Here is a 19,860-nt window from a genome sequence, read left to right on the forward strand (position 1 = left end):
CGGCGTAGTCGAGTGACGTCCACTTCATGCTCAGGCGAGGCCGAGGAGCGTGAGGGGTCGGCGGGCGTCACGCGCATTGCGGCGACGGCCGGAGGCGATGTTCTTCGCGCCGTTCAGTCGCAGGGCGCCGACCGCGAGGTTGCGCCAGGTCGCCATAGCGCGGGGTGCGCTGTCGGTCCGCCATCGCGCACGCGGTCAGGTCGAGGACGACGGCCAGCGCGTGCCGCACTCCTCGCAGCCGGATCATCTGCTATCAGCCCGAACGCCCAGCCCAGCCGCTCATCCCATGCACGAGCGTCGTCCACATCTGCACCTGTCTCTTCAGCCACGCAGGAGTCATCCCCCGGCACCGTCGGCTGGCTCCGCCCGACGGTGCGCGGAGACGCAGGCCACCGAGGCGCAATGGACATGAGACAGGAACCGTCCGCTCGCGCTCCCTTCACCGCAAGTGGTCACGAAACGGACGCCCGCCGACTACGCCGAAGCCCTGGTGGCGGCCCCTGTCGTGCGTGTAGCCCTTGTACTTGCGCCGGTACGTCTCGTTCTCCCACGCCCCCACGGTCAAGCACGCAACCTGGCTCGACAGGAAGAAAGCCCGCCGGAGGGGGCGACTGTACTGGGTCGGGCGCAGACGGTTTCCGGTGTTCGATCCGGAGTCACGGGAGACGAGGGCCATCCCCGACAGCGAGCCGCCCAGCGGCCGGGAACCTGGAGGTGTCGCCGATCGCCGCGAGGAGTTCACCGAAGCCGGGCATGGAAAGGACGATGGGCGCCTGGGGGGTGTGGGAGAGAAGTTCCTTGACCTTCTTCTCCAGCTCCTTCAGCCGGTTGTTCATCTCCGTAATCTTTTGAGCAAGTTCGGCCACCAGCTCGGCCGCCAGGTCTTCTTCGCTGGCCGCTGACTCTTGGGCCTTAGCAGCTGTTACGGCCTTCTCTGCGATGGCTCCTGCCTTCCTCACCCCACGCTTGGCGAGCCAGGCAGTCAGCCTGCTCTCGCCCATGCGCCGGATGGCCGCCGGCGTCTGGTATCCGGACAGGAGGACGAGCGGCCCCTGAGACTGGGCGAAATCGAAGGACCGCTCCAGCTCCGGAAAAATGCTGGTGAGCAGGGCCCTCATGCGATTGATGGTCCTGGTGCGTTCAGTTGAGAGGCCATTGCGGTGGACCAGGATCAGCGTGAGTTCCTTCGTGACCCTGGGGGGCGCTGGCACAGGGACTGTCTGCCGCCGGAGACAGCGGGCGAACTCGGCAATGATGTAGGAGTCCTTCAAGTCGGTCTTGCCCTGGCCACTGAAGCTCTTCTTGAAGGCCGCGAACTTCGCGCCGGTGACGTACCGCGGGTTCTGATCGTGGCTACTGAACCTAATTGGGTGATGTCGGAGCCGTTCGCCTGACGGTGGGAGGGCCGTTCCGATAGCCCTGGAATGTGAGATACGCGCAGGGCGGCGGGCTGACCGACGCCGGGAGGGCCGCCCGGGAGCGGGTTCGGCTGCAGGCCGTGGAACGCTTCGAGGGCGGCCAGAAGAATCGGGAGATCGCTGCCGCGCTGCGGGTCAGCGAGCGGTCCGTGGAGCGGTGGCGTCGCCAGTGGCGCGAGCGTGGGAAGGCCGGCGTCCTGACGAAGGGATCCCCAGGCCGACCGAGGCTCAGTGATACGCAGATCGCCCGGTTGGAAGGGGAGTTGGAGCGCGGACCGCTGATCCACGGCTGGGTGGACCAGCGGTGGACCCTGGCTCGGATCAAGACACTGATCGGTCGCCTGTTCCACGTCTCGTACACGGTCGAGGGCACATGGCTGCTGCTCAAGCGGCATGGCTGGTCGTGGCAGCAGCCTGTCCGGAGGGCCATCGAGCGTGACGACACCTCGGTCGAAGTCTGGAAGAAGGAGACATGGCCGCGGGTAAGAGCATCGCGGCGGAGCGGGGGGCCTGGATCGTCTTTGAGGATGAGGCCGGGCAGTCGCTGACTCCGCCGCGTGCCAGGACCTGGGGCCGCCGGGGCTGCTCGCCGGTCGTGCGGGTGCGCGGCCGCGGTTCCGGGCGAGTGTCGATGGTGGGCATGACCTGCTACAAGCCTGGTGAGCGGTCCCGGCTGTTCTATGCGGTCCGGGAGTACACCGGGCGCAAGGACCAGCCGAAGGGCTTCGGCTGGCGCGACTTCCGTCATCTGATCGTCCGGGCCCGCATCCAGCTGGGCGGCCCGATCGTGCTGATCTGGGACAACGTCCGACTGCATCTGACGAAGCCGCTGCGCGAGTTCATCGACGCAAACGCCGAGTGGCTCACCGTCGTTCAGCTGCCCACCTACGCGCCCGACCTCAACCCAACCGAGGGCGTGTGGTCCCTGGTCAAGCGCGACATCGGCAACCTCGCCGCCGCCAGCCTCAGCCAAGTCACCCGCGCGGTCAAGCATCGACTCAAGAAGCTCCAGTACCGGCCAGACGTGATCGACGGCTGTCTCGCCGGTACCGGCTTGGCCCCGGGGCACGTGACTTTCCAAGCCTGGGCCTGACTGTGTTGCTCGTCCGGCGATAGGAGACGATGCAGCCCACGCCAGCGCACGAAAGCGAGTAACTCAATGACGGAGCCCGCTCCGATGGATCTGATCCACCTCGCCGATCCGGATGGAACCCGCTGTATCGTGCGCGTCACAGGACGGTCCCAACCAGGCGTGCTGACCGGCCACGACATTCTGCACGCAGACGTGCTCGTCTCCGCAAGTTTCCTCGACGCCCGGCTTGACCTTTACCTCTTCCAGCATGACCTGGACTCCTGGGAACAGGAGCTGTCCAACCTGGGACCAGGCCAGACGGTCAGCATCGGCGGAGACCGCGGCCTGAGCCTCGACATCCACGTGCACGAAGACGGCTGGCTGTCGGTCCAGGTCAGCGACCCGGACCGCCTTACAACAGCCCTGCGAACCCGACCCCAGGAGGACTGGATCGCCGAGCACCGCGGGCGCCTGGAACAGGTCCGACTGACCTGGCCCCGCGAAGTCATCGAGACGGCACCAGGAGCTTACGAGTGGAGCCCCAATCGCAAGCGGTGACCGCCTGATCCCAGCAACCGACATCACGCTTTCAAGTTCAGTAGCCAGGACTTCCAAGAGCAGAGATGCCGGGCCGTCAATGAGATCGAGAGCCCAGGTCACGTGGTCCGACATGCCCACGGCCTCACCGAATGCGGCCAGGATGTCGGACTCGGAGTTGATCACCTTGCGGTTCCACAGCGGGTCGCCGTCGCTGTCGACCACCGTGATCCAGTGGTGTCCTTTGCCTACGTCGATCCCGGCCCATACCTGCGGTGGCCGCTGCGTCATCTCGTCTCTCCAGGTCGATCACGGACGGGAAGCGCCAGGCCACCCCTTCAGGCCGGGGCTGGGTCGAGCACCAGAGACTCCAGGATCGCGGCAGTAGCGACAGGGTCCGAGGTGTGGTGAACCGTTCGGATGCCCAAAGTTTCGGCCGGCGGCAGGTTCTCTGCATGGTCGTCCACGAATGCGCACCCCGAGCCGATCAGCCCCAAGGCATCGAGAGCTCGCTCGTAGATGGCTGGGGACGGCCTCCGCACGCCCTCCAGCTCCGAGAGGATCACCGCGGCGAAGAAGTCGGTCCACGTGCCGGGTTGTAGGGCTCGATCCCGAAGCTGTTGCTGAGCATGGCGACCTTGATTCCCGCTGCCCGGGCGCGCTTCGCCACGGCGACGATCTGCGGCTCGGGGTGAAGGTTGGCGAGCGCGCGCTGCATCAAGTTGGTGGGGTCGATGCCGAGGATGCCGCCGATGACACGGTTCCAGTCCTCCTGCGTCGCCTTCCCCACCTCCAGCCCTGCGTAGATCGCGACGCCTTCGGGGTTCTCGTTGAGGGCAGCGAAGTATTCTCCGGGCTTCAGGCCCTCTTACCTTTCGAACGCCTGCCCGTTCAGCCTCATGCGGGTAGTGAGTACGCCGCCGAAGTCGAGAATCAGGCCACGGCGTCTGGTTGGCAAGGCAGCCTCCCTGTATACGTTCAAGCGTGAGCATCTGGTAATTGGCCCGGTCCGTGGGCTACATGATCCCCTTCCAGCGCCATGGTGGCGCCCCGGACCGGTCGCGCAAGCAGTCAATGCGGTACTGCGCCTCACGCCGCCACTCCGGACGGGAGGCAGCGTGCTGCGCGGCGTAGGTCGCCATCCGCAACTCACGTGCTCCAGATAGGAGTCCATACCCTTCCCACTCGGTGACGTCAGTGCCGTAGGTCTCGCAGAACTCGGCGTACTCCTGGGCAGACACCGCGCCGGTCGTGGTGAGCTTCACCGCGGTCGACACGAGATCCCACTCCGGCGGGCCGAACGAAGCGCGCTCGAAGTCCATCAACAACGGGCCAGCCGCCGTGCGCGCCACATTGCCGACCCACGCATCCCCGTGGACTACGCACTCTGGCAGGCCCTTCGGTCTCGTAGCCCACTGGTTCTTGAGGTCTTTGAGCCGGCCGTGCAGCCACTGCCGGTCATCGTCGGAGATTGTGCTTGCTGCTTCGATGCGCTCGACCACCCGGACGAAGGGGTCCAGCTCGCCGAGCGGCAGGTCCGGCTTCGGCAGGGCGTGCAGTTGCTTGAGGAGCGTGACGACGTCGGCGACGGTCCCGATTTCGTGAGGTGGCAGTTCTTGCCAGAATGTCGCCGGGTGTCCGTTGGCAGTTACCGGCTGCCGCAGGTCAAGGGCGCGTACGGCGGGCACGCCCTGGGTCGCCAGCCAGCGGGCGACCTGAACCTCACGCGTTGCAGCGGCAGATTGGCCGGGCTGAGTGATGCGCACCACAATCCCCCCAGGCAGACGCCATATGGCGTTCTCGGCAAGCCGTATCGGTTCGGCGTCCGTCGCGTCGAGGCCGGCGGCGAGGCACGCCGCCTGTAGTACTGCTGGGATGGGCGTTGGTGAAGTGGTCACGCCCGCACCGTAGCCGCGATGCGCTCACGCAGGTCACTGGCCTCGGAGAGCTTCCGGTACCGGCCAGCGAACCGGGCGAGTTCCCGCAGGTCGTCGGCGGCCCGGCACGAGGTCAGCTTGCCGGCATCGTCCAGCGCTCGATGACCCAGCACGACCGCGTGCCGCGGATCGTCGCCCTTGGCCATGACCAGGGAAGCGAGCTTCGTCTCAGAGATGGCACGTGAGCGGGCGAAGGCGCTGCCGTGGCCTCTCACTGCGATCTCGAAGCGGCGGCCCGCTTGCCCCGGGTCCTCGTCCGCGTGGACCGCGAGATCGAACAGCGCGTGTGCGGTGTCGCCGTGGTGCTGGGCATAGTCGTAGTACGCCATCCACGGTGGATCCTGTGCCGGGTCGGACTGTTCGAAGGCGGCGTCGGCTTCTCCGACCGCGCGCAGAGTGTTGCCCACGTCGCGCATCTTGGCGAAGGCGCGGGCACGTGCGGTGTGCAGCATGGCGCGCTCGGTCGCAGTGAGGCGGTCGGAGCGCACCAGGCCCTTCTCCGCGTGGGTGAGGCCGGTGTCCGGGTCTCCGACCCAGATCTCCTGCCGGGCCATGAACGAGTACGTCTTGGCGCGCAGGTGCCACTCCCCGGCTTCTTCCGCGCACTCGGCGGCTAGCCGAAAGCTGACCCGGGCGTCGTCGTGGGCGTATGCGTCGAACTGAGAGGCGCCGACAACGATCCCTAACCGGGCTACAGATGCTAGGAGTTCAGGCCGGAGCGGCTCGGGGCAATGGACCGACAGCAGGGAGGCTCCCCACATGATGGCGCCGCGGGCGAGTTCTCGTACCGCGCCGCCGCCTCCGTGCTCGTTGTCCTGGCGGTGGATGACATCTGCAAGCGACTTCAGCTGCCCGATCTCGCGCGGGCGGATCTGTGTCGGGGTCTCCCGAGGGGCTGCTGGGGCGACGAGGTGGACGAGGTCTATGGGGGCGATGGCGGCAAGGCCACTCGTGGCGAGGAAGGCGCGACGGTCCACAGAGGCAGGGCTCCCGCTTGGAGGTGTTGTACTACCTCTGCCCAGGATGCGGCCTTCATGGACCTGAACAGACGCCTCCGCCCTACCGCGGGGTGCACTTTCCGTTTCGGGGCGGGGTTTTTCCGTTTGACCAAACACCATTCCCCACGCCCTGGTGAAGACGCCGCCGGTCTGCAAGACCTCGTCCAGGCGCTCGGCCAAGTCCTTCGAGCAGGTAGCAGTCCCCTTCTCGATCTTCTCAATGAGTGAGCCGCTGACCTGCACTCTCGCGGCCAAGTCGGCATGCGTGAGAGGGCCGCGCTTCTTGCGCCAGGTCCGCAGTTCATAGCCAAACCAGTCGCGCGGAGACGCATCCGGAGTCAACTGCTTCTCGGGTCTTGGCATGGGCTGTTCCTCGCTCGCGAAACGGAAGATCGAGGTTTCCGAATCAAGATCTGCACGCGGTCCTATCGGCCTGGCTCAATGGTTGCTCACGGCCGCCACCCCAGTACACACCGCATCCGGCGCCGGTTGGAGAGATTTCGTCGAACGAGGGACTCCCCATGAAGGCAGACTTGATGGAGGCTCAACAGCCCATCACGGAGGGCACAAGCTCAACGGTCCGGACGCGCTCCGGCGCATGCGAAATCGACATCGCTCTGACAGCCGCAGCCGTCTCGGGCGTGCGTGACCTCGTCAGGGCGTGCCTACGTCTGTGGGGCCTGACCGAACTCGACTGGCGGGTCACTCTCACCGTGTCCGAACTGCTGACGAACGCCTTCCAGCACGCCCGCAAGGAGCACGAGTCCTCGGTTCCAGTGAAGGTCGTTCTCACCCGAACCCCTGACGGTGTCTTCCTGTGCGTCAGTGACCCGCACCCCCGGCTCCCGGCCCCCGTCTCGGCTGGCGTCAACGACGAAGGCGGTCGCGGCCTGGTGCTGATCAAAAAGCTCAGCGACAGATACGGCTGCTCGTCCACTGCGCACGGCAAGGACGTTTGGGCCACGATCCTGCACTCCGCGTAGCCACACCTGCCCGTCTCACACGAGCCGCGAAAGGACCACCACCATGTGCCGGCACTCGCCGCCGTTCTCCAGGGCCGACGCAACCGACCCGAAGGCCGACGGGATTTCATCGGCGGCGACGATGCGTTCGGAGAGCCCGGATGAGGCTTCGGTCCGGGGCCCAGCCCCCGTGCGGAACCTCTCCGGGGAGGGGAACGTTGGCGAGGACGCCCGTGACTCCGGGTCTACCCTCCTCCGTATCTCCGCGGGCAGGCCGTGATGAATGCCCGCGGGGACGCCACCGTCGAGGAGTTACGACAAGCCTGCCTACGAGCGCTCCGACACGTCACGCCAGTAGGTCGCAAGCATCTCGCTCGGCCAGGCCGGCTGGCGGACGGTGCCTCGGGGCCCCATCTCCTCAAAGTAGGGGGCCAGGTCCACAACCGGTGTCCCGTCGACCGCGTCGAGATCCGTCACCAGGAGGTCGCGGCCTTCCACGCCCAGCAGCCTTGGGTAGCTGATGGCCAGTTGGTTGGGGCGCCGGTGGTTCCGGTGGACGAATGTTCCGGTCGCCGGCCACTGCGGGTTCCCCCGGGGGCTGCGGGCGTGGAGCTGGACATCCTCGGGCTGCGCCAAGTGAAAGCGCCACGTCACCGTCAAGTGGGAGAACTCTTCGATCCCCTGAAGGGTTTCGAGGGGGTACCCCTGGTTGAGTCGGATCACCGACTGGACCCCGCCCTGGTAGTCGTCCTGAACGCGGGTGTGGCCGCCGACGACCGATGCGATCGATTCGACCTCGTACGTCGTCACCGGTACTGGTTCCTCTCCCTTGGAGATGCGGATCCACGAGCTGCTGTGGGGCACCACAAGCCCGTGTCGCGATCAGCCTATGGCCCGCAGCATGCTCCGTGCCCGGTGGTCCAGTTCGGTGACATGGCGGCCCCCACGTTGCCGGACGGGCGAGAGGTCGCTCTGGAGGCGGACGATGACGTCGCGGGCGCGGCCAGACTGGACGCCAGTCATGGCGTCGAGTGCTTGGTTCCAGGTGGCGCATGCCTCGTCGAGGCGGCCTTGCTGGACCTGGACGGCGCCGAGGTAGCCCAGTGTGACACTGTGGGTTCGGGCGTACTGCTGGCGTCGGCGGGTGGCAACGCTGCGCTTGAAGTGGATCTCCGCGTCGAGCGGCTGGCCCATGTCGCGCAGAGCGCAGGCAGTTTCGTGGGCGAGGGACGCTTCCTGGAAGAAGCCGACGCGGGCCGGCGCCTCGACTGTGTCGGCGCGGGCAAGGTCCCGCTCTGCGCGGCTGATGGCCGCGAGAGTGCCGGCCCGGTCGCCGTCGGCCGCGAGTGCGCGTGCATGGACGATCGCCAGCAGTGCCTTCTCACGATTGCTGGCCTGGCCGTAGCGGTCGCGGGACATCGAGGCGTCGGCCAGGGCGAGCGCCCTACGCGGATGCCCGAGGTCCACGGCCTGGTGGGCGAGGGCGCGCAGGACATGGCCGCCGAGCGGTCCGTCTCCGGCTTCCGCCGCGATCCGGGCGGCGATGGTGAGGTAGCGCTGGGCGGTGCGGTGCTCACTGGCATCGAAGGCCATCCAGCCGGCGAGATAGGTCATCTCTGCCACGGCCGAGTACGTGTCGCGACGGAGCTGATCCGTGCGGAATCGACCGCCGAGCAGCGGCACCGCTTCGTCGAGCAGGTGGCTGGCAAGGGCCTTGCGGCCGGAGGCGCCGCCTCGCTGCTGGTCACGCGCGGAGTAGTAGACCGTGAGGTCGCGGACGTCGTCGATGTCCACCTGGGTCACCGAGCGCGGGGATACCGGTCGACGGTTCGCCGCTGCGGCAGGGGCGGCTGCCCACCACGAGGCGGTAGGCAGGGCGAGGCCAGCCGCGGAGTAGGCGGCGGTGGCCAGCAGCTTGCGTCGGTGCATGTCGAGATCGTCGCTTCCCAGCTCGGCCAATGCGGTCAGAGGGTCGACGCTCCAGTCGGAACCGCTGTCGGTCGTGCCTGTCGGCTCTTCTTCCAGCCCGAGGTCGGCCAAGGTGAGGCGGCGGCCGAGTCTGCGGGACAGCGTCTCGCGCAGGATATGCGGCGCTCTGCCACTCGGCTTCGTGCCCAGGACCCACATGGAAATGTGCGAGCGGGAGATCGCCTCCAGCTCACGCACGCCGCTCTCCGCGGCCACCCGGGCAACGGCAGCGGCTGCTTGCGGCTGGGACCAGCCTGCTTCGCGCAGGAGTGCGGCGAGGGCGACGTTTCGTTCACGGGCCATGGACTGCCCCTCGGTTCCGAAATGATCTTTGGCGCCTTTGGCGGCCTTCCGGTCCGCACAGGCATACCCCTCAGACGGGATTCACGGTTCGCTCAACGTAGCGGCCAGATCACTCACTTCGCACGCCAGCCGTCGGTGCCAACGGGCGATCTCGGCTCACTTTGGCTTGATCCGAACAGGAGTTGTGTCATGCGTCTTTCGCTGGTCCCTCGCGGAGGAGACATCCAGGGCCGGAGCGGAGGGCGAGGGTCCGTCACCGTGGAGCGGGCGCCGCAGCGTGATCACGTGGTGGCCGCGTCGGAGACGGTGACGCTCGTGCTGGGCGATGATTCGCCGCTGCCCGAGAGCGCTGCTGATGTGGAGGACCTCGCTCGCCGTCTGCGGGGTCACGTTGCCCAGTTGGGAGCACGGACCGCTTCGGGCATCCCTGTCCTGCTGCGCGCGCAGCGGCTCTGCTCCGAAAGCATTCCCGAGGGCTACATGCCCAGCCGGGTGTACCTGGTCCAGCTCGCCGAAGCGACCCAGGAACTGGTCGCGTATGTGGAGCGCGTCGGCCCCAGGCGGCGTTGGCGGAAGCCGAGGATCAACGTGCTGCGCGGGGCGGTCTTCGCTGTTGCCCTCGCCTGCTTGGTCTGGGCCGCTTCGGTGCCGCGGACATGACGGCGACCGGAGCCGTCGTCATCGGGCTGATCCTCGTGCCGATGGCCTGGCTTGTTCTGCGCGGCGAGCGCGCAACCGGCCCTGCTGCGCCCGGCGAGGAGTCCCCGCCGTCTCAGATCGCCCCTTCCACGCCCCGGTGACACCGGTGCCTCTCGTTCCTACCGTTCCCGGCCGCTGCGGCGGCCCCGAAGCCATCCCCGGATCCGCGGGGCCTACGGAGATCCACACGATGAAGCGCCTTCCGCGTATCGAGCAGTACGGCCTGATCGGCGACATGCAGACCAGTGCCCACGTCTGCGACGACGGTTCGATCGACTGGCTGTGCCTGCCCCGGTTCGACTCGCCGGCCGTCTTCGCCAGCCTGCTCGGCACGCAGAAACACGGCACCTGGCGGATCGCTCCGGCCGCTCCCGCTGGCCGTTCCAGCTCCGAAGCAGTCGCCGAGCGCCGGTACCGCGGTGACTCGCTCGTCCTCGAATCGGTATGGCGCACCCAGGCCGGTTCGGTCCGCGTCCTGGACTTCATGCCACCGCGCGACGGAGCACCGCAGGTGATCCGGATCGTCGAGGGCCTGACCGGTGAGGTCTCCATGGTCTCGGCCATGCGTCCGCGGCCGGGGTACGGCGGCGTCAGCCCGTGGATTCACGAGGCCGGTGGGCGCATGGTCGCGGAGGCCGGCGCGGACGCTCTGTGGCTCGACACCTGCGTCCAGCAGGTGGAGAAGGACGGCGTCATCGTCAGTGCCTTCTCCGTCGCCGCCGAGCAGAGCGTGGCCTTCGTCCTCAGTTGGTGCCCGTCCCACGCAACGGCGCCCGACGTTCCCGACCCGGAGGCCGCGCTCAGCGAGACGCTCATCTTCTGGCAGGACTGGACGCGGGAGTGTACCTACAACGGGCCGTACCGCGAGGCCGTGGTTCGTTCCTTGATCGCGCTGAAGGCGATGACGTACGGGCCGAGCGGTGGGATCGTCGCGGCGCCGACCACGTCGCTGCCCGAGGAGATCGGCGGCAAGCGGAACTGGGACTATCGCTTCACCTGGTTGCGGGACGCCTCCACGACGCTGGCCGCGCTGCTGGGGACCGGGTACCGGCAGGAGGCGCAGGCGTGGCGGCGATGGCTCTTGCGTACCGTGGCCGGCGACCCGGAGAACCTGCAGATCATGTACGGGATCACCGGGGAGCGCGATCTGCGGGAACGGGAGCTTCCCTGGCTTCCCGGGTACGAGGGCTCAACCCCGGTACGGGTCGGCAATGGGGCGGCGGACCAGCTGCAGCTCGACGTGTACGGCGAGGTGATCGAGACCCTGTACCTCGCGCACGAGAGCGGTGTGGCCCACTGCGCCGACACCGCCGTGCTGCACCAGCGACTCGTCGAGCACCTGGCACAGCGCTGGCAGGATCCCGACGAGGGGATCTGGGAGATTCGCGGGGCACGCCGGCACTTCGTGCACTCGAAGGTGATGGCCTGGGTGGCGATCGACCGCACCATCCGCTTGGTGGAGGCCGGCTCCCTCCACATGGACCTGGACTACTTGGCCGAACTGCGGGCGAAGATCCACCACGAGGTCTGCACCAAGGGCTTTGACCCGGTGCGCAACACCTTCACCCAGTCCTACGGCTCGCAGGAGCTGGATGCCGCCACGCTGCTGATCCCCCGCGTCGGCTTCCTGCCGCCGGACGATCCGCGCGTCGTCGGCACCGTGGACGCGGTACGTCGTGAACTCTCCACCCCGGACGGGCTCGTACGCCGGTACCCGACCATCGGCGACCACGCCGGGGTGGACGGCCTGACCGGAGACGAGGGCACATTCGTCCTCTGCTCCTTCTGGCTCGTCGACGCCCTGGCCCTGACCGGCCGACTGGACGAGGCCCACGCCCTATTCGAACGCCTCCTCGCGCTGCGCAACGACCTCGGGCTCCTGGCCGAGGAGTACGACCCCGTCCAGCAGCGCCAGCTCGGCAACTTCCCGCAGGCGTTCAGCCACATGGGCCTGATCCAGAGCGCCCGGCTCCTTCAGCTCCTGGCGACGCAGTCCTCCCACCACCGCGGCGCGGTCGCGGTTCCGACGCCCCGCTCGACCTCACGCAGCACACGCCAGACCTGCGCAGACCTGACGCCGCAGCACGCTTAGCCACCCCCACCCTGACGAGGATTCCCATGCCTGACAGCGCCTTCCCGGCACGGCCGGCCGCTACCGGCCACCGCAGACGGCGGCCTCCGATCGACGCGTTCACGCTGCACCGTGCCCGCCGCGCCGTGGCACTGCCCCTGGTGCTCCTGGCCGCGCTGCTCGGTGCCGCCTTCCCCCTCTGGTCGGTGTCCGCGGTAGGCCCCGGCTGGCTCCTGGCCGGCCTGGTCTGCGGACTGGCTGGGGTCGCCACGGTGGCAGCTCGCGGAGCGCGAACGGCCGCAGGGGCCGTGCAGACAGCCGCGGAGGAGGCCCGGGCAGCGGCACTGACCGCGGTCGCGGGGGCAGCGGCAGCCGTCGAGAAGTCGGTGCAGTGGTCGGCGGACGAGCTGTGCCGCGGGGGACGCCCGCCGCTGCCGGACCTGCAGGCGCCACCATCGGCCAGTCCGAACGCCGAGATCAACAAGGCGTTGAGTTCAGTCCAGGCGCAGGCCATCGCGTCGCTGATACGTGTGCACGACGAGTCCCAGTCCGTCGTCCTCCTGGAAGTGCTGCGCCGTCTGGCCATGCGCGAGCACGCCCTGGTCGGCAAGGCGCTTCAGGCACTGAGCCAGCTGGAGATGCTGACCGACGACCCGGAACTGCTGGCCAAGATCTTCGAGATCGATCACCTCGTGACGCGGATGCGTCGCCAGGTCGAGAGCACGGCGGTGCTGGGCGGGCAGTCCCTGCGCAGCGTGCGCCGGCCTGTTCCCGTCGCGACGGCGCTGCGCGGCGCGGTCTCCGAGGTCGTGCAGTATCCGCGTGTGGCCGTCGCGGCCGGGTCCGTGGGCGCCGAGCTGGGTCTTCCCGGACATGTGGGTCCGGACCTGACGCACCTGCTTGCCGAGCTGATCGAGAACGCCTGCGAGTGCTCCGATCCGGCGACGAAGGTGATGGTGCGTGCGCAGCGGGTGGCAAACGGGCTGGCGGTCGAGGTCGAGGACCGGGCCATCCCCATGCATCCGCAGACGCGGGCACAGATGAACCACCTACTCAAAGCCCCCGACGAGGTCGATGTCAGCGGCCAAGTCCGAGCCGGCCAGCTCGGCTTGCTGGTCGCCGCGAAGATCGCCCAGTCCCACGGGCTGTCCGTTCTCCTGCAGGAGAACGTGACAGGAGGCACCACCGCCCTGGTCGTTATTCCGGCACGGCTCCTCGTAGCGATTCCCTCCGTCGACGATGCGAGCGCGCTGCCAAAGGAAGCCCGCCCCATCGCGCCTCAGCCGCGGCAGGTTGCCGCGACTCCAGCCATCCCGACGGCAGGCCAGGTCACACGCCCCGGCACCGCAGGGGCACCGGGAGCCGCAGAGGCAGGTCACTCTGCTGATGCGCCCGCTCTTCCCACGCGTAGACGTCAGGTCGGCTCGTTCCATCCACCACGCGAGCGGGAGCAAGCCCCCGTGACCGCGGCGACGCCAGGGCTCGCAGCCGCCTTCCGCAACGGCATCCAGGCCGGCGGGGCCGCCGGTCCTCCCACCGCTTCGACAGAGCAGCCCAGGCCCTGAACCTCGCCCTTCCTTCCACGTTCCCGGCGGCCCGTTACATCCGCTGGCCCTTCCCCCTTCTGGAGCGATCCCTATGAGCACCCACCCCGCGATGAACAACGTGACCGGCGACGCGCCCGCATCCGAGACAACGGCAAGCGGGCAGCGGGACAACATGGCCTGGCTGCTGCGTCAGTTCGCTTCCGATGTCCCGGGCGTCACGCACGCCGTCCTGCTGTCGCGCGACGGACTGCGGCTGCTGGACAGCGACGTCGACAAGGACTGGGCGGACGAACTGTCGGCCGCAGTCAGCGGAGTTGCCTCCCTCGCGGCGAACATCACCGGCCCCAGCCACAAGAAGAGGCCGGCCAGGCAGGTCATCATCGAGCGAGACGACTGCCTGTTCTTCGTCCAGAGCGCCGGGCGCAGTGCGGCCTTCGACAACCGCCCCGGCAACGAACGCGGTGAGGTGGACACGATCCTCGCCGTCATCGCCACCACGGACGCCGACGCCGGCCTGGTGGGTTTCGAGATGGGGCGCCTCGTCCAGAAGTTCGCCCCCTACATGCAGATCCCCGTCCGCGTCGGCACGGGTGCTGAGGTCCGGTGAGCACACACGGCCGCGCGGCCGAGGAGTCAACGTTCGTGCGGACCTACACCTTGACGCGCGGGCGCACCAAGCCGCGGCACCTGCTCGGTCTGGAGACCGTGCTGGACGCCGGACCGGGGCGGCCCGGCCCGGCGCAAGCCGAGGAATGCGAGGAGATCCTCGCCCTGTGCCGGGAGCGCCGGCGTTCGGTGACCGAACTGGCGGGCCGACTCCGCTGGCCCGTCACCGCCGTCAAGATCCTCGTCTCGGACCTCCTGGACGCCGATGTCTTGGTCGTCCCCGTCACCGCCCCCTATGCCGCATCCGACACGGACTCGGATGCCAGTCCTTCCACCCAGCTACTGGCGGCCCTCTCGGCGGGCCTGAAGAGGAAGTGGCCCGATGCCATCGCCTACCCCCAGGCCGGGTGACCCGGCCGTGGGCCTGCGGACTCCGTCGCGCCCGCCTGCTGGTGCACCGACCGTGCTGAAGGTCGTGATCGCCGGCGGCTTCGGCGCGGGCAAGACCACCGCCGTGGGCGCGGTCAGCGAGATCACGCCGCTGAGCACGGAGGAGTACCTGACCGAGGCAAGCGCGGACGTGGACAGCCTGGAGGGCGTCGAGGCCAAGCAGACCACTACGGTTGCCTTCGACTTCGGTCGCCTCAGCCTGCCCGACGCGCCCGTGCCCCTGGAACTGTTCCTGTTCGGCACGCCCGGCCAGGACCGGTTCGTCGACCTCTGGTACGACCTCTCCCGCGGAGCCGTCGGGGCGGTCGTCCTGGTCGACACCCGACGCCTGGAAAGCAGCTTCACCCCGGTCAGCTTCTTCGAAGACATCGGGCTGCCCTTCGTCGTCGCCGTGAACCAGTTCGACGGAGCACACCGCTACCACCCCGAGCAGGTCCGCGCCGCCCTCGAACTCCCCGCCTCTGTACCGGTGGTCACCTGCGACGCCCGCGACCCGAACCACGTCGCCGGCGTCCTGCTGACCCTCGTCGGCCACGCCGTGAAGAACGCAGCGGCAGGTCCCGTTCGCCCCACATCCACTACCACCCTCCAGGACGCCTGATGTCATATCAGCCCAACGACCCCTACCTCGTACCGCAGACCGCCCCAGCCACGCTTTCACTGCCGCGACGCCGCATGCGGGACACCGCCCAGGGGACGTCCGTCCCGGCCGGCGCCGTCACCGGCCCGCAGGACCAGCAGGCGACCGAACTGGCGCTGCGGTATGAGCTGCTCCAGCGCCTGGGCGTGCCCACTGCTGCCAGTCAGGAATTCGACGAGCTGGCCCGCGACATGGCCACGCAGGCCGGATTCCTGTACGGGTTCGTCAATCTTTTCCTGGAGGAGCAGACCTTCGTCGGACTGCACCAGCCGCCCGCGGACAGCGGGTACGTCATCGTCGGCCGCACCATGAGCCGCGACCACGGCTGGTGCCCGGAGGTCGTGGCCCGCAAGAAGGCCCTCCCACTGCACGACGTGCACGCCAGTCCTCGCTTCAGCGGCAACCACGTGGTCGACGCGGTCGGGATCCGCTCCTACTTCGGCGCACCGCTCATCCACGACAGCGGGACCCTGCTGGGCACGGTGGGCATCATCGACCCCGAGAAGCGGCCCCTGAGTGAGGCCCGGCGGGTGAGAGACATCGTCATCAACACCGGCGCCCAGGTGATGGACCGCATCGCCCACGCGCCCGTCCGCTAGGCCCGTTCCACCACCCCCACCCGGGAGCCGCAGGCGATCCCCGGCCGCTCCACCGTGCGACCTTCACCCAGGGAGAGGGAGACGACCATGCCCGCCACACCCGCCACGCCGCCTCCGGCGCTGCATCCCTATCTCACCGCCCGCCACGAACTGCTGTGGGACGAGGCGGACGCCTTCGCGGCCGAGCACATCGCGCCGCGCGCCGTGCGCATGGAGGCCGCTCCGGGCAGGGTGGAGCGCAAGGTCGCCGATCTGATGGCCGCACGGGGCTGGTTCGCCGTCACCGTCCCGCCCGCCTTCGGTGGTCTGGGCGCCGGCCATGTGGCCAAGACGGTCCTGGTCCACCGCATCGCCTGCGTCTCGGCGGCTGCCGCGGCCATCCTGCAGGCCACCCTGATCCCCGTCGGCGCCCTGTTGCACTTCGCCACTTATGAGCAGAAGGGCCGCTGGCTGCCGCGGGTGGCGGGCGGTTCACTTCTTTTGTCGATCGCCGTGACCGAACCGCGGGCCGGCGGGCACATCGGCGGCATCGAGACCACCGCCGAGCGCGCCGGCAATCAGTGGGTGATCAACGGCAGCAAGGTTCACATCGGCAACAGCCATCTCGCGGGAGCCCACCTCGTGGTCGCCCGAACCGCCGCGCCTGGCGTGCGTACCTCCGAGGCACTGACCGCGTTCATGGTCGAATCCGACCGCCACGGGCTCTCCGTCTCCGACCACCGCCCCGGTCTCGGCCTGCATGGCTTCTCCGCCGGCCGCCTCGACCTCGACCAGGTCCGCGTCCCCGCGGACAACGTGGTCGGAGGGATCGGCCAAGGGCTGAGCGTGGCCCAGAGCAGCAGCATCCTGTACGGCCGGCCCAACCTGGCCGCGGTCAGCCTCGGAATCCACGAGGCGGTCGTCGCCACCACGACTGCTCGCCTCAATGCACGCCCCCGCTACCGGGGCGCCCTGTCCGATCTGCCGGTCCTGCGGGACCGCATCGGTGACATGGAGGCCCGCCTGCGCGCCGGACGCATCCTGGCCTACCAGTCCGTGTACCTCCTCGACCAGGGCTTGTCCTGCGACGCCGACCTGATCAACGCGAAGTACCTGGGTCACCAATGGGCCATGACGTCAGCCCAGGACGCCATGGAACTGCACGGCGCCCAGGCCCTCGACCGCGACTACGTCCTCCAGCGCCTGTGGCGCGACATCCAGCACACCTACCCACCGGCCGGAACCGGCGAAGTCCAGCGCATACGGCTGGCCGACGCCGCCTTCGACGAGGACCACATCCAGTGGTCCGAACGCCTTGCCGCCGAGGCGGCCTGGGCACGACCCGACCCTACGGCCGCATGAGCCCCCGTGCGCGGCACCCCGTGAATCCAGACCGCCGCGCACGGGCCCGTGCCGCCGGCCCCCGTCCCCCGCGAGGACCGGCGGCACCCCTCCCGGTGAACGTCCACCCAGCCGAGAAAGAGACACCGTGACTCCGCCCGTGACGACCAGCGCACCGATCACACCCCTGACGCCGACACTGCAGCGCGTCGCCCAGCACCTCGCGAACCCCCTCACCCCCCAAGAGATCGCCACGAAGACCGGACTGTCCGCCGTTACCGTCCGCCAGTACGTCCGAGACATCCGCGAGAGCCTCCACTGCCCGCCCCGCTGCAAGCCCCCGGTGATCGTGCACCGCCTGTTCGCTCTCCAGCAGGTGGCTCCGCCGACGGCGGACAGTCCAACGCCGGAGCTCGGCTCGGAGCAACTGCTGCTGCTCCGAGCCGTCGCTGAGCACAGCGATGCCCGCGACATCGCCGTCGCCGCCAAGATCGCCCCGGCCGACCTGCGCGCCGCGCTCGACCAGCTCCTCGCCGACACGGGCGCACGGGACACCACCCAGCTGGTGATCCTCGCTCACGGCTGGAAACTGCTTACGGCCGAGCCGGCCCACGCGACGCGGAGCGGAGCGAGCCAGTGAGCAGGCCCCCGACTCCCATGGCCCGCAAGGAGCGACCGGCTGCGGCGTCGTTCACTCCGGCGCCCCTGGTCGCCATATACGAGATGCGCACGTTACGCACGGACGCCGAACGCGAGGAAGCTGCCGCCCTCGTTCAGGACCGCCAGCGCTGGCTCACCATGCGCAGCCTGCCGGTGCCCGCTCGAGCTGACATCCCGGATCTCTTCCGCGACCCGCAGGCACAACCGGCCGGGCTGTTCGAGGACGGGAAGCTGCTGGCCTGCATGATCCCGCAGCCTGACCCCGACCTCGGATGGGGCCAGGGCCCGTGTCTCTTCCTGGGCTGCGTCCACACCCTGCCCGACCATCCCGACGACATCACCCGGCTGATCACCCTCTGGGCCTCCGACTTCGCCGCCCGGCTCGACCTCCCGCTCGTACGGACCGAGGCACTGGCCCGGCACGCCCTCGAAGCCGAACCCGTGGCCGCCCTTCTGCTTCGGCTCACCGACATGGGCTGGGATGTACGGGGTTCCGGCACAGGACGAGAGGGTGACCGAGTCGCCCGCCTCGAACTCGCCGCCGAGCGCCGGTCCGGGCTGAGCGCACTGATCGGCTGTCGCGTCCACGAGCCGCAGGCAGCCCCGAGCGATCGGAACAGCGCGTGATGACCGCCGGCCCCCAGCGGCCCGACCTCGCCCGCGAGCTGATCGCCCGCGCAGCGGACTCGGCCGCGCACCGGGCCAAACGAGTGCGCAACCAGCTCGATGCCGTCCAACTCGGCCAGGGCCGGCATGCCGACCACGCCAACACCAAGGTGCTGCGCCGCATCCTGGCCGAGCACGACTGGCCCGGCCACCTCCTCGTCGGCCCTGCCGCCGCTCGCGCCGCTTGGAGCATCGCCCTTCACAGCGACGACGAACCCGACTTCCAGCGCGCCGCCACCACCCTGCTCGAGCGCGCGGTCCAGGCCGACGATGCACTCATCCAGCACTGGGCGCACCTGCACGACCGCGCCCTGATCAACAGCGGGCACGACCAGGAGTACGGAACACAGCTCCTCCTGCGCGCGGACGGCGTCGAGCTGTGCCCGCTGCGCGTGCCGGGATCACTGGACCAGCGAAGGGCCACCGTCGGACTGCCACCGATCGCCGTCGCTCTGAGGACAGTGCGCCGCCGGTACACCCCTGACGGCTCCGCCGGTGACGCCCCGACCGTCGTGCTCGCGGGGGCCGCATGAGGAAGCGGAGCCCCTGCATCTCCACCAGCCGGACGCCCGGCCACAACCCCGCTTTACGAAAGGAACGTTGACGTATGAAGCTCACCACCGCCGTCCTCGCTACCGGTGCAGTCCTCTCCCTCACCACCGCCGTGGTCGGAGCCGCCCGGCTCAGGCAGGACGCGCGGCACCAGGCCGAGCGGAACGAGGCGGTCGTCGCCCGGAACCAGCTCGACTGGCTGGCGCAGATGTCCACCAACGCCGACCTCGCCAAGCTGTGGAAGCCCGAGGACATGGACGTCGAGGAGTACATGCAGCTGCTGAAGGCCAACCAGCTCATCTGCACACTCAGCCTGCGCGACCGCCTCGGCTTCGTCCGCGACGGGCATCTGCCGTTCTTCGCCTCGATGGTCATGAGCAGTGACGTCTGCCGACGCTACTGGCACCGATTCGGCGACCTCCGCGCCCGGGAGGCCGAGGGAAACGAGCGGGCCGAGCACTTCACCAGGGTGCTGGACCAGGCCGCGAAGAACCACCCGCAGGCGCAGCCCGCAGCAGCCTGACGGCACCACACACCCCCAGGCGCCACGGCACAGGCGACTTCGCCGGCCACCGCCGTCTGGCAGCAAGCTCCGGGACCCGACCGGGCCCCGGTACCCGCACCATCCACCACCCCTAGGAGGCATGCATGACCGCCATCCAGGCCGAGAGGCCGGCCGCTCCCGCGCAGGCGGACCTCGTGAAGACCGACGCCGACCCGTTCGGGCTCGACATCACCTTCATCGAGGGCACGCCGGCGACCGAGACGGTCCTGATGTGCAGCACGGGCGACACCTGCGGCAGCTCCTGCCCCAGCGCCTGCACCACCTCGTAAGCCGGGCCACCCCGGCAGCGC

25 protein-coding genes and 1 pseudogene are annotated in these 19,860 nt (G+C 69.0%); 17 read left to right on the forward strand and 9 right to left on the reverse strand.

What is annotated here, in order from left to right:
- Positions 1-30: 30 nt before the first annotated feature.
- Positions 31-156, reverse strand: coding sequence for a hypothetical protein (locus AQJ27_RS60310; RefSeq protein WP_258572997.1), 126 nt, complete (start codon positions 154-156; stop codon positions 31-33).
- 500 nt (positions 157-656) lie between these two features.
- A complete protein-coding gene (locus AQJ27_RS60315; RefSeq protein WP_079065718.1) occupies positions 657-1,433 on the reverse strand; it encodes an IS110 family transposase in 777 nt (258 codons plus the stop codon).
- Here AQJ27_RS60315 and AQJ27_RS61020 point away from each other — a divergent pair.
- Together AQJ27_RS61020 and AQJ27_RS59415 are read left to right on the forward strand one after the other, a co-directional pair.
- Positions 1,427-2,511 (forward strand): IS630 family transposase gene (locus tag AQJ27_RS61020; protein WP_425275274.1). Its coding sequence is split into 2 segments (ribosomal slippage): positions 1,427-1,874 and positions 1,874-2,511, totalling 1,086 coding nucleotides; the frame shifts between segments, so codons are not numbered across the junction. The two genes, AQJ27_RS60315 and AQJ27_RS61020, sit on opposite strands and share 7 nt — an antisense overlap.
- Before the next feature lie 84 nt (positions 2,512-2,595).
- Positions 2,596-3,048 carry a DUF5959 family protein gene (locus AQJ27_RS59415; RefSeq protein WP_235613857.1) on the forward strand — a complete coding sequence of 151 codons (453 nt, stop codon included), beginning with the start codon at positions 2,596-2,598 and terminating at the stop codon, positions 3,046-3,048.
- Between the two features lie 24 nt (positions 3,049-3,072).
- Here AQJ27_RS59415 and AQJ27_RS61025 read toward each other — a convergent pair.
- From AQJ27_RS61025 to AQJ27_RS43670, 5 genes and pseudogenes are all read right to left on the reverse strand, one after another.
- Positions 3,073-3,318: pseudogene (locus AQJ27_RS61025) on the reverse strand (IS110 family transposase); the annotation flags it as partial.
- Positions 3,319-3,365: 47 nt separating this feature from the next.
- Complete coding sequence (locus tag AQJ27_RS59420) at positions 3,366-3,593, reverse strand: HAD-IA family hydrolase (RefSeq protein WP_235613858.1); 228 nt, start codon at positions 3,591-3,593, stop codon at positions 3,366-3,368.
- Positions 3,590-3,817 carry a hypothetical protein gene (locus AQJ27_RS59425; RefSeq protein ID WP_235613859.1) on the reverse strand — a complete coding sequence of 76 codons (228 nt, stop codon included), beginning with the start codon at positions 3,815-3,817 and terminating at the stop codon, positions 3,590-3,592. Before AQJ27_RS59425 ends, AQJ27_RS59420 begins: the two co-directional genes overlap by 4 nt.
- A 226-nt stretch (positions 3,818-4,043) precedes the next feature.
- A complete protein-coding gene (locus AQJ27_RS43665; RefSeq protein ID WP_067382225.1) occupies positions 4,044-4,925 on the reverse strand; it encodes an aminoglycoside phosphotransferase family protein in 882 nt (293 codons plus the stop codon).
- On the reverse strand, positions 4,922-6,325 hold the full coding sequence (locus tag AQJ27_RS43670; RefSeq protein ID WP_079065720.1) for a helix-turn-helix domain-containing protein: 1,404 nt from the start codon (positions 6,323-6,325) through the stop codon (positions 4,922-4,924). The genes AQJ27_RS43665 and AQJ27_RS43670 overlap by 4 nt, the downstream gene beginning before the upstream one ends.
- A 278-nt stretch (positions 6,326-6,603) precedes the next feature.
- On the opposite strand from AQJ27_RS43670, the gene AQJ27_RS43675 reads away from it, so the two are divergent.
- A complete protein-coding gene (locus AQJ27_RS43675) occupies positions 6,604-6,945 on the forward strand; it encodes an ATP-binding protein (RefSeq protein ID WP_235613860.1) in 342 nt (113 codons plus the stop codon).
- Positions 6,946-7,251: 306 nt separating this feature from the next.
- On the opposite strand, the gene AQJ27_RS43685 is transcribed toward AQJ27_RS43675, so the two are convergent.
- Positions 7,252-7,734, reverse strand: a complete 483-nt coding sequence (locus AQJ27_RS43685; protein WP_067382229.1) for an SAM-dependent methyltransferase — start codon at positions 7,732-7,734, stop codon at positions 7,252-7,254.
- Between the two features lie 72 nt (positions 7,735-7,806).
- The gene (locus AQJ27_RS43690) at positions 7,807-9,195 is read right to left on the reverse strand and encodes an NsdA family TPR-like regulatory protein (RefSeq protein WP_201264460.1); all 1,389 of its coding nucleotides are present in this window, start codon (positions 9,193-9,195) and stop codon (positions 7,807-7,809) included.
- A 189-nt stretch (positions 9,196-9,384) separates the two neighbouring features.
- Here AQJ27_RS43690 and AQJ27_RS43695 point away from each other — a divergent pair, with 189 nt between their 5' ends.
- From AQJ27_RS43695 to AQJ27_RS43755, 14 genes are all read left to right on the forward strand, one after another.
- The gene (locus AQJ27_RS43695; RefSeq protein WP_235613861.1) at positions 9,385-9,855 is read left to right on the forward strand and encodes a DUF6415 family natural product biosynthesis protein; all 471 of its coding nucleotides are present in this window, start codon (positions 9,385-9,387) and stop codon (positions 9,853-9,855) included.
- On the forward strand, positions 9,852-9,995 hold the full coding sequence (locus AQJ27_RS56850) for a hypothetical protein (RefSeq protein ID WP_159064550.1): 144 nt from the start codon (positions 9,852-9,854) through the stop codon (positions 9,993-9,995). The genes AQJ27_RS43695 and AQJ27_RS56850 overlap by 4 nt, the downstream gene beginning before the upstream one ends.
- Before the next feature lie 89 nt (positions 9,996-10,084).
- Positions 10,085-11,986 (forward strand): glycoside hydrolase family 15 protein, encoded by a 1,902-nt coding sequence (locus tag AQJ27_RS43700; RefSeq protein WP_067382230.1) that lies wholly within the window; start codon positions 10,085-10,087, stop codon positions 11,984-11,986.
- A gap of 26 nt (positions 11,987-12,012) precedes the next feature.
- Positions 12,013-13,530, forward strand: coding sequence for a sensor histidine kinase (locus tag AQJ27_RS43705; RefSeq protein WP_079065721.1), 1,518 nt, complete (start codon positions 12,013-12,015; stop codon positions 13,528-13,530).
- A 73-nt stretch (positions 13,531-13,603) separates the two neighbouring features.
- Positions 13,604-14,119 (forward strand): roadblock/LC7 domain-containing protein, encoded by a 516-nt coding sequence (locus AQJ27_RS43710; protein WP_067382232.1) that lies wholly within the window; start codon positions 13,604-13,606, stop codon positions 14,117-14,119.
- Complete coding sequence (locus tag AQJ27_RS43715; RefSeq protein WP_067382234.1) at positions 14,116-14,529, forward strand: DUF742 domain-containing protein; 414 nt, start codon at positions 14,116-14,118, stop codon at positions 14,527-14,529. The genes AQJ27_RS43710 and AQJ27_RS43715 overlap by 4 nt, the downstream gene beginning before the upstream one ends.
- Before the next feature lie 52 nt (positions 14,530-14,581).
- The gene (locus tag AQJ27_RS43720) at positions 14,582-15,169 is read left to right on the forward strand and encodes a GTP-binding protein (RefSeq protein WP_067382236.1); all 588 of its coding nucleotides are present in this window, start codon (positions 14,582-14,584) and stop codon (positions 15,167-15,169) included.
- Positions 15,169-15,807: a GAF domain-containing protein gene (locus AQJ27_RS43725; protein ID WP_067382238.1), complete on the forward strand. Its 639-nt coding sequence runs from the start codon at positions 15,169-15,171 to the stop codon at positions 15,805-15,807. The genes AQJ27_RS43720 and AQJ27_RS43725 overlap by 1 nt, the downstream gene beginning before the upstream one ends.
- Positions 15,808-15,894: 87 nt before the next feature.
- Positions 15,895-17,148: an acyl-CoA dehydrogenase family protein gene (locus AQJ27_RS43730; RefSeq protein ID WP_067382241.1), complete on the forward strand. Its 1,254-nt coding sequence runs from the start codon at positions 15,895-15,897 to the stop codon at positions 17,146-17,148.
- Between the two features lie 127 nt (positions 17,149-17,275).
- Complete coding sequence (locus AQJ27_RS43735; protein WP_067382243.1) at positions 17,276-17,767, forward strand: helix-turn-helix domain-containing protein; 492 nt, start codon at positions 17,276-17,278, stop codon at positions 17,765-17,767.
- 74 nt (positions 17,768-17,841) lie between these two features.
- The gene (locus tag AQJ27_RS43740; protein WP_067382435.1) at positions 17,842-18,414 is read left to right on the forward strand and encodes a hypothetical protein; all 573 of its coding nucleotides are present in this window, start codon (positions 17,842-17,844) and stop codon (positions 18,412-18,414) included.
- Positions 18,411-18,986, forward strand: a complete 576-nt coding sequence (locus tag AQJ27_RS43745; protein ID WP_067382245.1) for a DUF6624 domain-containing protein — start codon at positions 18,411-18,413, stop codon at positions 18,984-18,986. The genes AQJ27_RS43740 and AQJ27_RS43745 overlap by 4 nt, the downstream gene beginning before the upstream one ends.
- A gap of 74 nt (positions 18,987-19,060) precedes the next feature.
- Positions 19,061-19,528 carry a DUF6082 family protein gene (locus AQJ27_RS43750; protein WP_067382249.1) on the forward strand — a complete coding sequence of 156 codons (468 nt, stop codon included), beginning with the start codon at positions 19,061-19,063 and terminating at the stop codon, positions 19,526-19,528.
- A gap of 125 nt (positions 19,529-19,653) precedes the next feature.
- The gene (locus AQJ27_RS43755) at positions 19,654-19,839 is read left to right on the forward strand and encodes an FxLD family lanthipeptide (protein WP_067382251.1); all 186 of its coding nucleotides are present in this window, start codon (positions 19,654-19,656) and stop codon (positions 19,837-19,839) included.
- The last annotated feature ends 21 nt before the right edge of the window (positions 19,840-19,860 follow it).

The sequence above is a fragment of the Streptomyces olivochromogenes genome, from assembly GCF_001514115.1.
In the GTDB taxonomy this organism is placed as follows: Bacteria; Actinomycetota; Actinomycetes; order Streptomycetales; family Streptomycetaceae; genus Streptomyces; species Streptomyces olivochromogenes.